A 12,274-nucleotide genomic window follows, 5' to 3' on the forward strand; every position below is an offset into this window, starting at 1 on the left:
ACAGTTACAACTTTTTTTCTTACCTATCATAGCAGATTGTACTCAAAAAAGAAAGTATTCCTCAAAATCAGTAAGATTTTCACATTTTTTTCACGTTTGCCTTCGTAAAGCAGAACAAAAACTCCATTTTTTGACTTTTGGACTGCTTTTTGATAAAATATACAAGAATATTTTTTGAAAGGAAAGATACTTATGAAGATTGTCAAAAATCTGGTTTCTCTTTTCGTTTTTATCCTTGCAGTTGTCTGTCTTGGCGGCTGTTCCCACCTCGATAAAACCGATGTAAAAACAGTAATCAGCACTGAACTGAATCTCCTCAAGAATCTGGACCCTGACACTGCCCAGAAATATGTATCCTACAAAGAACTATTCCCTGATGCGACGAAAGAAACCACTCTGTCCAGGGAAATAAAAGAAGTTTTTTCGCTCTTCTTTCAGAATTTTGATTATCAGATCCTTGATATTGATGTCGATGAAAATAATAAAGAAGCCGTTGCAAAAGTAAAACTGACAACTATAGATGCAGAGACTTTAGCTTCTGATTACGCAAAAGCATCTCTCAAAGCTGCAGTTCTTAAGGCTGCCGGTTCTGTTTCTGATGATACAGAACAGACAACAGATTCTCTGGAAGACCGTTATGTCATTCTGGATGATCTTCTGAAACAAAATCAGTATGAAACTGTAAAAAAAGAATGTACTCTGACACTGACAAACAAAGGGGCTTCCAGGCCGGAATGGGAAATTGTACGAACTCATTCTCTGGAAAATGATCTCGTCGGCGGTCTTATGACTTACCTGTCCGACAGTGATCTGATTCCCCCAGAAGAAACTCTGGCCATCTATTTAGATACTCTGAAAACCATGGACTCAACCCAAATGGGAAATTATCTTGGCCTGGAAAGTCTTTTAAACACTTCCGATTCCGCCAAGAATTCCATTGCTTCCGCACTGGTTGAACAGGTACACAAATGTCTTGATTATCAGATTACCAGCTGCGATATCCAGAGTTATAACGCTATTGTAACTGCAGAAGTCACAACCTTTGACAGTGCATCTATTCTTTCTGATTATCAGAACAGCCGTGATGCCTATCTTTCTTCTGTAGACGCTGTGATTGATGGTTCCTCCAAAAGATATGAACATTCTCTGGAGCTTCTTCTGGACAGCATCAACACCAATACCAGCACTGTTACTTCTTCTGTAACCTTCCACCTTTTCAATGATGGAGTTTCCTGGAAGTTACTTGAAAACAGCGAAGCACTCGGAAATGCCATATTCGGAACGCTCAGCACAACCCCTGTTCCCGCTGATCCTGACAGTGCCATCGAGGACGACGATGCCGAGCAGCTGACCATTGCTTCTGACACTGCAACCACAGACAGTGAGGAGACGGATATCGAAAATACTGACAATGACATCGATGCATCTGACAATGCCGATGAAGATAACATCGATGAGGAATCTGATGAATCCTATTACGAATAAACTTATTAAATACAAACAACTCTACACAAAAAACTCCTACCAGATCTTTTTTGTTACATGTCCGGCAGGAGTTTTTGTATTTTATTCTTCAGATTTCTCCGGTGCTGTTTCCAGTCCCAGTTCTTCAAGCTGCTGCTCGCTTACTCTGCTCGGTGACTCTGTCATCAGGCAGGAGGCATCTTTTACCTTCGGGAATGCGATAACGTCACGGATACTGTCAACTTTTGCCATCAGCATTACCAGACGGTCAAGTCCGTAAGCCAGTCCTGCGTGAGGCGGAACTCCGTATTTAAACGCATTCAGAAGGAAACCAAACTGATCATACGCCGCTTCTTTGGTAAATCCAAGCATCTCAAACATTTTTTCCTGGATGTCATTCTGGTGGATTCGAACACTTCCTCCACCGATTTCATTACCATTCAGTACGATATCGTATGCTTTTGCACGAATCTTTCCAAGATCTCCACTCTCGATCAGCGGGATATCCTCGTCCATCAGCATAGTAAATGGATGATGCATTGCTGTATAACGGTTCTCTTCTTCGTTCCACTCAAGAAGTGGGAACTCTGTTACCCATACAAAACGGTATTCATTCTTATCAAGAAGTTCCATCTGTTTTGCAAGTTCTACACGGAGAGCTCCGAGAACATCATATACAACTTTGTTCTTATCTGCTGCAAAAAGAAGCAGGTCTCCCGGTTTACCTTCCATAGCCGCAACCAGGGCATCCATCTCTTCCTCTGTCATAAATTTTGCAAAGGAAGATTTACGTGTACCATCTTCTGCGATCGCAATATAAGCAAGACCCTTTGCTCCATAAGTTTTGGCAAAATCAACCAGCTTGTCGATTTTCTTACGAGGCATGCTTCCCTGTCCTTCTGCATTGATACCACGAACGCTTCCGCCTGCTTCCAGTGCACCCTTGAATACAACAAATTCACAATCTTTCACTACATCACTTACATCATGCAGTTCCATTCCAAAGCGCATATCCGGTTTATCAGAACCAAAACGATCCATTGCTTCCTGCCAGGTGATTCTCTGGATCGGAAGTTTAACATCTATATCAAGAACCTCTTTAAAGAGATATGCAAGATATCTTTCATTTACATCAATGACATCATCCACATCCACGAAAGAAAGCTCCATGTCGATCTGTGTAAATTCCGGCTGACGGTCTGCACGAAGATCCTCATCACGGAAGCAGCGTGCGATCTGAATATAACGATCATAGCCAGAACACATCAGAAGCTGTTTGTAAAGCTGAGGAGACTGAGGCAGTCCGTAGAAAGAACCCGGATGGATTCTGGATGGAACAAGGTAATCTCTTGCACCTTCCGGCGTGCTCTTACCAAGCATCGGGGTTTCAACTTCAAGGAATCCCTCTTCTGTGAAGAATTTACGGGTCAGCATCATAACCTTGCTCTTCATCATCAGATTTCTCTGAAGATCCGGTCTTCTCAGGTCAAGATAACGATATTTCAGACGAATTTCGTCCTTTGTCTTGCTGTTCTCTTCGATCGGGAAAGGCGGAACATCAGATTCTGCCAGGATACGAAGAGATTCTGCACGAAGTTCGATCTCACCGGTAGCAAGATTCTCATTCACTGCACCACCACGTTTCTCGACAGTACCAGTTACCGCAACTACAAATTCACTTCTCAGTTTACCGGCTTTCTCAAAGCCTTCCTGATCAATGCTTCCATTCTCAAAAATAATCTGCATGATTCCGGAACGGTCGCGAAGGTCAACAAAAACAAGACCACCTTTATTACGTGCTTTCTGCACCCATCCCATAAGGGTTACTTTGCTGCCGACCATATCCTTTGTCACTTCTGCACATCGGCATGTTCTGTGCAGACCTTTCATACTTTCAGCCATGATTTTTCTCCTTTTGACGCATTATTTATTAAAGAATTCTACAAAGTCTGTGTATCCTTCTGCTGTCATCTGTTCTTTCTGGAATTTTTTGTTTTTCTTCATAATAGAAATATTAACCTGAACACCACTCTTGCGTTCTTCTTCTGCCTGTTTCAGGATTGGAAGAAGCTTATCTGCCGGCATATTTTTCTCAATCAGATACGCTTTCTTTGCTGCACTGGTCGGAATCTCATATCCTCTTTCCAGAAGCAGCATAACAATTCTCTCAAATCCGATAGAAAATCCACATGCAGATGTGTTCTGACCTGTAAACTTACCGATCATCTCGTCATAACGTCCACCACCACCGACAGATCCTCCGAACTCATCCATAGCGATCTCGAAAATCGGACCTGTATAATAAGACATTCCGCGCACCAGAGTCGGGTCAAAGGAAATCCTGAAATCTGCATTCTTCACAGAGTCTACTGCTGTGATGATCGTCTCCAGATCTTCTGCAACCTTCGGATCCAGAACATCACTCAGTTTTTCCTTACAGTAACGAACACCCTCGATATCGGATGTGATTTCTTTGAACATACCGAGGTATGTATCAATACTTTCTTTGCTGAACCCTTCTTTTTCAAGTTCTTCAGCAACGCCTTCAAGACCGATCTTATCCATCTTGTCAAGAATGATAAATACAGTATCAAAGCTTTCCTCCGGGAAACCACTGTACTGTGCCATTGCCTTCAGGATCTTTCTGTCATTGATACGGATTGTAAAGTTATGGAAATCCAGTTTGCCAAGCAGTGTCGTTGTAGCCATGACAAGTTCAATCTCTGCAAGGTAGGTTGACTCTCCAAGGATGTCAATATCACACTGCATAAACTGACGGAAACGTCCTCTCTGCGGACGATCAGCTCTCCATACATTTCCCATCTGCAATGCCTTAAATGGTGACGGAAGCTGACTTGCATTATTAGAATAATATCTGGAAAGCGGTACAGTCAGATCATAGCGAAGTCCGGAATCTACCAGATCCGCTTCACACTCTGCTGTATCCAGTTTCAGTTTTTCTCCACGTTTCAGAATTTTGAAGATCAGTTTCTCATTTTCTCCACCCTGTTTGCTGCTGAGATTCTCAATATGCTCCACACACGGAGTTTCAATTGCTGTAAATCCGAATTTTCCGTAAGTTTCACGGATCATATTCATCACATAATTACGGATTTCCATTTCCTTTGGTAAAATATCTTTCATACCGGTTACCGGTTTTTTCTTTAATGCCATGCTATCCTCCTGTTATTTGTTATTGTGTACCACTCTCTGAAATGCAAGAAAAACTTCCATATCAAAGTTTTTGATCTCATCGATCATAAGCTCTATCACCGTACTGATATCAAACGCCTTCCTGTAAGGTCGGTCTGAGATCAATGCCGCATATACATCACAGACTCTCAAAATCCTGGCTCCTAATGGAATGCTGTCACCTGATAAATTTGACGGATATCCAGTACCGTCATAATTCTCATGATGATAGAGAATACTCTGCAGAACGATTTCCGAATAGTCCTGATCTCTCAGTTCTTCATAACCAAGTGTCGAATGCATTCTGACATATTTCAGTTCCTCGATCAGAAGCGGATCCCTTTCCTGCCCGTTAATATATCCTGTAAGTTTCAGTTTGCCAATATCATGAAGCATTCCTGCAATGGCAAGCTGATAACAGAATTCTTCTTCCTGCCCCAGTTCCTTTGCCACCGCATACGCAAGATTACTGACAGCAATTCCGTGATTCAGTTCGGCAGACAGGTCAAATTCCAGAAGTCTGTCTGTGGACTTTATCTCTTCTTTTTGCGTCACTTCCAACGTATATACCTCCTGTCACTGTTCATTACAGCCATGTTTGTATTCCTGTACGTTTTCTTTCTATCATTTCATCAATACGGGAAATATAATTCGTTACATCTTTGACATTTTCCACACGTTCAATGCGTTTCCCATGATCAAAAACCAGTTTGGAAGAACCACCTGCACCGAGTGCGATGATCGGCTGTTTTTCTTCCATAATCAGTATATTGTAAATCCCGGCTTTGTCAACCTTTGCATAGCCTACATTCTCAAAATTTCCCTTCATATTTTTCTGTCTGTACAGATAATAAGGACCCATTTCCATCTCGTAGGCTGCTCTCATGGTCATATCCATGATTTCCTGATTGTTTTCAAATGTCATTTCCTGATATTTATCTTTAAACATATTCAGGCGTGCCGCTCTTTTTATGGCAAGTGAATGCACCGTCATACTGTCCGGTTCAAGACGTCTGACTTCATCCAATGTATGTCTGACCATCTCTCTGTCCTCACCCGGAAGTCCCACGATAAGATCCATATTGATATTATCAAAGCCACATTCTCTTGCGAGCAGAAATGCCTGTTCCGTTTCCTGTACAGTATGACGGCGTCCGATAATATCCAATGTTTCCTGATTCATGGTCTGCGGATTTACAGAAATCCTTGTCACCGGATAATTGCGGATCATCATCAGTTTTTCTCTGGTGATACTGTCCGGCCTTCCGGCTTCTATGGTAAACTCTGCAAGGTTATGGCAATCGAAGTTCTCCATAAGGGCATCAAACAGGACTTTCAATTGTTCTGCCTCAAGTGTCGTCGGTGTTCCGCCTCCGATATATACAGTGTCCAGTTTTTTACCCTTCTGTTTCATTATTTCAGAAACAGCTTTAATTTCCTTACAGAGAGCTTCCAGATAAATATCTACTCTGTCTTTCCACTGTTTCAGAGGATACGAACTGAAAGAACAATACAGACAGATACTTGGACAGAACGGAATTCCTACATACAGACTGTATCCGTTCTCATAATCAATATCCTTAAGGATTTCTCTTTCTCTGTTTGCAATTGTAATGGCCAGTGCCGTCTTCTCCGGACTGACCATATAACGGTTCCTCATTTCCTGTGCCGCTTCTGTATTTTTCATTCCGGATTCAATAAGTCCCATCGCAAGCTTTGCCGGGCGGATTCCCGTCAAGTTTCCCCAGGGAAGAGTTTTTCCTGTTATTCTGACCAATAATTTGTACAATGCAATCTTTACAATGTCTTTTCGTTCTTTGCGGATTGCATGTGCACGCTCTTTGGTGTCACTGCCCTGTGCATCTGTACAGGAAACAAGGGCATCCGAAGACTGCCCTTCCACAAACTCTGCACTTGTCACACCTTTATTTTCGTTATCTTCATAGTAGATCATACAGGAATCATCCTGCTTTTCGATCCGGAAATAAAGATCACAGTCTGCCCCTTTTTCTTCGTAGGAAGATGTAATCTCACTTTCCGGATAAAAAGCACGGATCAACTCATAAATATCATGTTCAAATTCTTTATCCAGAAAAAGTATATCTATCTTATACAAATGGATTATACCTCTTTTCATAACCGATTGTTGTAGATGCATCATGTCCCGGATATACCTCAGTTTCATCCGGAAGTGTATCCAGAAGACGATGAAGACTTCTCACAATTGCCGCAGTACTTCCCTCCGGAAAATCTGTTCTTCCTACAGAACCCTGAAATACGGTATCCCCGCTAAAAAGCACACCTTCTTCTTTCAGATAATAGCAGCAGCTTCCTACCGTATGTCCCGGCGTCTCGATCATCTGCACTGAAAATCCTGCCAGTTCTACGACCTGAAGATCCTTAAGATAAACATCCGCATCCAGTGTGCAGCTTCCGTGTCCAAATACCGACAAATTCACCTTGGGATTGAGAAGTGTCGTCTCTTCTTTCTCACTTGCATAAATCGGAATATTATATTTTTTTCGTACTTCATCTGCCGCCATGATATGATCAAAATGACCATGTGTCAGAAGAATCCCGACAGGTTTTCCCTGCATTTCGGAAACCTTACGCTCGATCATATCTGCCGCATCTCCCGGATCCACGATCAGCAGTTCACCTGTTTCTTTGTTTTTAAGGAAATAACAGTTTGTATAAACACTTCCGACAATGCATTTTTGTAATTCCAGTTTTTTCATACAATCTTCCTCTTTTTCTATGTTATAACATCAGCCTGCTGTTCCACGCTCCACATCCAGCACACTCTCGATCTGACGGATCTTTTCGATAAGAGAAGCCAGTTCTTCTTTGCTTCCGATCTCAAATGTAATGGAAATCGTAGCCTTCTCCTGCTTGTTGGTACGACTGTTGATCGTACGCATATCAATCTTACGTTCTGTAAAGACCTTGGAAATATCAACCAGCAGACCGGTACGGTTGTTTGCAAACACCTGCAGATCTGCCATATATTTCTCAGAGCCTTTGTTTTCTGCCGGCTGCCATTCTGCCTCGATCAGACGGGAACGATCTGCTTCTGACATATTCAGTACATTTACACAATCTGTTCGATGGATCGTGATTCCGCGTCCTCGTGTAACAAAACCAACGATCTCATCACCCGGAATCGGACTGCAGCATTTGGAGAAACGAACTGCAACATCATGGATACCCTTGACTATGATTCCGCCCTTATTCTTGGTTACATGAAGTTTTTCCTGCTGTTCTCCTGCCGCCTCAAGCACCTGCTCATCTGTAAGGTTCTTCTGATTTTCTTTCTCATAAGCCTCCAGAAGCTTGTTGAAAACCTGGCCTTCCTTCAGACCTCCATGTCCGATCGCAGCCAGTACGGAGTCCCAGTCGCGGAAACCATATTTACGCATAACAGATTCCAGGAACTGTGTTTTTGTGTACATACTGATCTTATATCCCTTAGACTTGGCATACTGTGTCAGCATCTCCTTACCTTTGAGGATATTGTCTTCCTTGAGTTCTTTCTTGAACCACTGATTGATCTTATTCTTTGCCTGTGTACTCTTGACAAGTTTCAGCCAGTCACGGCTCGGCCCCTGCGAATTCATGGATGTGATGATCTCAATACGGTCACCATTTTTGATCCGGTACTCTATCGGAACAAGCTTGCCATTAACTCTCGCACCTACCATACGATTTCCTACCGCGCTGTGCACGCAGTATGCAAAATCGATCGGAGTAGAACCATTCGGCAATGTTTTGACATCTCCCTGTGGGGTAAAACAATACACACTGTCCGCAAAAAGATCCAGGTCATTCTTGAGAAGACTCATAAACTCCCTGTTATCGGACATATCCTTCTGCCATTCCAGAATCTGACGGAGCCAGTTCAGCTTTTCTTCCTCTCGTTTGTCCACAGGAAGCTTACCGTCAGAAGATTCCTTATATTTCCAGTGCGCTGCGATACCATACTCAGCAGTTTTATGCATCTCAAAAGTACGGATCTGGATTTCAAACGGCTGTCCATTTGGTCCGATCAGAGTCGTATGAAGAGACTGATACATATTCGCCTTCGGCATTGCAATATAGTCCTTAAATCTTCCCGGAATCGGCTTGTACATCTCATGAATGACACCAAGTGCCGCATAACAGTCCTTGACTGTATCCACCAGAATACGGACAGCAAACAGGTCATAAATCTGATCGATGGTCTTATCCTGGTTGACCATCTTCTTGTAGATACTGAAGAAATGCTTGATTCTTCCATCCACCTGTGCCTTGATTCCGGCATCATCCATATGCTGCTTGACCTGTTTTACAATATTGCTGACAAATTCCTGACGCTCACTCTTACGAAGTGCAACCTTCTTGACCAGATCATAGTATACATCCGGTTTAAGATACTTCAGTGACAGGTCGTCCAGTTCCACCTTAATCTTGGAAATACCAAGCCGCATCGCGATCGGTGCATAGATATCCATCGTCTCTCTTGCTTTTTCCTGCTGCTTCTCCGGTCTCATATACTGCAGGGTACGCATATTATGAAGCCTGTCTGCAAGCTTGATCAGGATTACGCGGATATCTTTTGCCATGGCAAGAAACATCTTGCGGAGATTTTCTGCCTGCTGCTCTACCTTGTCTGCAGAATAACTCAGCTGTCCCAGTTTTGTTACACCATCTACAAGAAGTGCAACTTCAGCGCCAAACTCCTTTTCCAGTTCCTCACATGTCATCCAGGTGTCTTCTACAGAATCATGGAGAAGACCTGCAACAATTGTTTCTTTATCCAGTTCAAGATCTGCCAGGATGATTGCCACACACAATGGATGAATGATATATGGTTCTCCTGACTTTCTTTTCTGATCTTTATGTGCTTCTCTTGCTACCTCATAAGCCTTCTCGATCATTGAAATGTCTGTAGAAGGGTGATATTTTTTTACACTGGAAATCAGTTCATCGTACAAAACCTCCGGACTCGTAAAATCATTCATGGATTTTACTGCCGCATCTGCTTTTTTTACAGATTCCAGTTTTTCTTTTTCTACCTGATCCGGATTCTTCTCAGATTGTGTACTTTGTTTCTTCTCTGCCATTATCTCCCACCTGCCTGCCATTATAGATTCAGTCCACAGGCAGTATTTCCGAAATTTCTGGTCCCGGAAATACCGGCTGAAGCCTGATACATTATCGGGTTACTTCTGACTCTTTACTATTTACCTTCATATTTGATCACGGAAGCCACATCATAGCCGGCAAGCTTCTCTCTACCTTTAAGTCCGGCGAGTTCTATGAGGAAAACAACCTTTACAACCTCACCACCAAGACTCTCCACCAGTTTAATCGCTGCCTCTATGGTTCCTCCTGTTGCAATAAGATCATCTATGATTGCAACCTTCTGACCTGGTTTGATGGAATCCTTATGCATCTCAATTGTAGCACTTCCATACTCCAGATCATAGCTCTGGGACACCGTCTCACACGGCAGTTTCCCCTGCTTACGAATCGGAACAAACGGTTTATGAAGATTATACGCGATCGGAACTCCGAAGATAAATCCTCTGGATTCTGTTCCTGCGATCACATCCACTTCTGCATCTTTAAGACAATCCTGCATGGAATCAATTGCAAGCTGTAATCCATCTGCATCCTGAAGAACACTTGTTATATCGCGAAAAATAATTCCCGGTTCCGGAAAATCCGGAATGCTTCTTATATAATCTTCTATTTTTTTCATATATGCCAACCTCCGCCACTTGTATAAATCTAGGTAATCAGTATATCACTTTTTTTGAGGGGAATCAATCTCTAACCCGACAAGAGTCGTTAAAATACAAGGTTTTTCGACTTTCAGCAATAGTTACGGATAACCGCCTGTAAAGTTTCCCTCCCCTGATATACGTTAATTTCCGGATAATATGTAACTGAAATTGTTTCCTGTTTCTGCACAAAAGCAGCAAATTCATCCGCTTCGCCAAAATACACTGCATCTATCCGGGTTCCCCCCATATCTTCCAGTTTCATCTTTGCCACATTCTGATTCTTTCCCAAAATTCTTAAATTTAATACCCTCAGCCCTTTCTGCGCAAAAAGAGGCTTTGTATTTCCCTTTCCAAAGGGTTCCAGTATCTTTAACTGTTCCGTGAGTTCTCTGGAAAGATACGATACCGGCATTGGCACATCAATCACTATCTTTGGCCGAAGTTCTTCCTCCGTCAAAGTACAGTTTTCATTCAGCCGTTTTCTGAACAGATCAACATTTTTTTCCTCTATTGAGAGTCCCGCTGCCATAGGATGTCCGCCAAACTGAATCAGAAGATCTCCACATTTCACCATCTCCGCGTACATGGAATAAGCCTCTATCGAGCGTCCGCTTCCTTTTACTGATGTTTCGCCTTTCGTAAGAACAAACACCGGCTTATGATATTTTTCCCTGATTCTTCCTGCAATGATACCGGCAAGACTTTCATGACAGTCCGGAAGATACACCACAAGCACACGATCCTGGTTCAATCCGGTTTCTTCGATCAGACGAATGGCATCTTCTTTTCCTTTCTCAGTCATTGCCTTTCTGCTCTGATTCAGAGCCACAAGATCTCCTGCCAGTTTTGCCGCTTTTTCCTCATCCCTTTCACACAGAAGTTCCAGTGATCTTGCAGCTGTGTCAAGACGTCCGCTGGCATTGATGCACGGACCGAGAACAAATCCTACATGATATGCCGTAATTTCCGCTCCCTCCAGCTGATTTGCACGAATGAGTGCACGAAGTCCCGGCGCATGTGTCACAGAAAGCCGGTGCAGGCCTTCTTTTACGATAATCCGGTTTTCTCCCTGCAGATCCATAACATCTCCAACCGTAGCCACAGCAGCCAGTTCTGTAAATTCCAGCACTTCACTCTGCAAAATCCCTGATTTTTCATATAATGCCCATATCAGTTTCCAGGCAACCACCGCACCACAGAGATTTTTATTCGGATACCCACAATCTGTCTGTTTCGGATTGATCACCGCATCAGCTACTGGTATGATCCATTCTTTCCCATCAGAAGTTTCCCTGAAGGGAATGTCATGGTGATCCGTAATCACAACGGTAAGTCCACGTGCTTTTGCATCTGAGATTTCTGCGGATGCCGCAATTCCATTGTCACAGGTGACGATCGTATCAACACCATCTTCCACTGCTTTCTGGATCAGCTGCTCATGAATACCATATCCATCCTTGATCCTGTCCGGAATATAGGTATCTACATCAGCCCCCAGCCGCTGAAATCCTTTTAAAAGAATACAGGTTGAAGTCACACCATCTATATCGTAATCTCCAATAATCCGGATTTTTTTGTGTTCCCTGATTTTCTTCAGAAGAATCTCCACTGCCTCATACATATCCTTCAAAAGCCATGGCGATGGAAGTTCTTTTAGGGTACCATAAAGATAACTTCTGATATTTTCCGATCCTTCCACATCCCTGTTCCGAATCAGTCTTGCGATCACTGGATCAATTCCAAATTCCTGACTGATTTTTTGAAAATCCGCCCGTTTTGCACAGACCACCCATTTTTCCATTGTCGTTTCTCCTTTTAATATCCTGCCATAAAACATATATTCCCGGAAC

9 protein-coding genes are annotated in these 12,274 nt (G+C 42.8%); 1 reads left to right on the forward strand and 8 read right to left on the reverse strand.

Annotation, left to right across the window (positions count from 1 at the left end):
• The first annotated feature begins 192 nt into the window (after positions 1-192).
• A complete protein-coding gene (locus tag LIR34_RS05300) occupies positions 193-1,485 on the forward strand; it encodes a hypothetical protein (RefSeq protein WP_244092212.1) in 1,293 nt (430 codons plus the stop codon).
• Between the two features lie 81 nt (positions 1,486-1,566).
• Here the strand turns inward: LIR34_RS05300 and aspS are convergent, their stop codons facing one another.
• The 8 genes from aspS to recJ form a co-directional block, all read right to left on the reverse strand.
• On the reverse strand, positions 1,567-3,366 hold the full coding sequence (gene aspS, locus LIR34_RS05305; RefSeq protein WP_161285280.1) for an aspartate--tRNA ligase: 1,800 nt from the start codon (positions 3,364-3,366) through the stop codon (positions 1,567-1,569).
• A 21-nt stretch (positions 3,367-3,387) separates the two neighbouring features.
• A complete protein-coding gene (gene hisS, locus LIR34_RS05310) occupies positions 3,388-4,638 on the reverse strand; it encodes a histidine--tRNA ligase (RefSeq protein WP_161285281.1) in 1,251 nt (416 codons plus the stop codon).
• Between the two features lie 12 nt (positions 4,639-4,650).
• Positions 4,651-5,211 (reverse strand): HD-GYP domain-containing protein, encoded by a 561-nt coding sequence (locus LIR34_RS05315; protein WP_227240143.1) that lies wholly within the window; start codon positions 5,209-5,211, stop codon positions 4,651-4,653.
• 31 nt (positions 5,212-5,242) lie between these two features.
• Positions 5,243-6,793: a coproporphyrinogen dehydrogenase HemZ gene (gene hemZ, locus LIR34_RS05320; protein WP_173902164.1), complete on the reverse strand. Its 1,551-nt coding sequence runs from the start codon at positions 6,791-6,793 to the stop codon at positions 5,243-5,245.
• A complete protein-coding gene (locus tag LIR34_RS05325; RefSeq protein WP_161285283.1) occupies positions 6,765-7,394 on the reverse strand; it encodes an MBL fold metallo-hydrolase in 630 nt (209 codons plus the stop codon). Before LIR34_RS05325 ends, hemZ begins: the two co-directional genes overlap by 29 nt.
• A gap of 30 nt (positions 7,395-7,424) precedes the next feature.
• On the reverse strand, positions 7,425-9,758 hold the full coding sequence (locus tag LIR34_RS05330; protein ID WP_173902163.1) for a RelA/SpoT family protein: 2,334 nt from the start codon (positions 9,756-9,758) through the stop codon (positions 7,425-7,427).
• A gap of 116 nt (positions 9,759-9,874) precedes the next feature.
• Complete coding sequence (locus LIR34_RS05335) at positions 9,875-10,399, reverse strand: adenine phosphoribosyltransferase (protein WP_161285285.1); 525 nt, start codon at positions 10,397-10,399, stop codon at positions 9,875-9,877.
• 113 nt (positions 10,400-10,512) lie between these two features.
• A complete protein-coding gene (gene recJ / locus LIR34_RS05340) occupies positions 10,513-12,225 on the reverse strand; it encodes a single-stranded-DNA-specific exonuclease RecJ (protein WP_173902162.1) in 1,713 nt (570 codons plus the stop codon).
• Positions 12,226-12,274: the final 49 nt, after the last annotated feature.

Source organism: Blautia sp. MSK17_66, from assembly GCF_020538025.1.
In the GTDB taxonomy this organism is placed as follows: domain Bacteria; phylum Bacillota; class Clostridia; order Lachnospirales; family Lachnospiraceae; genus Blautia_A.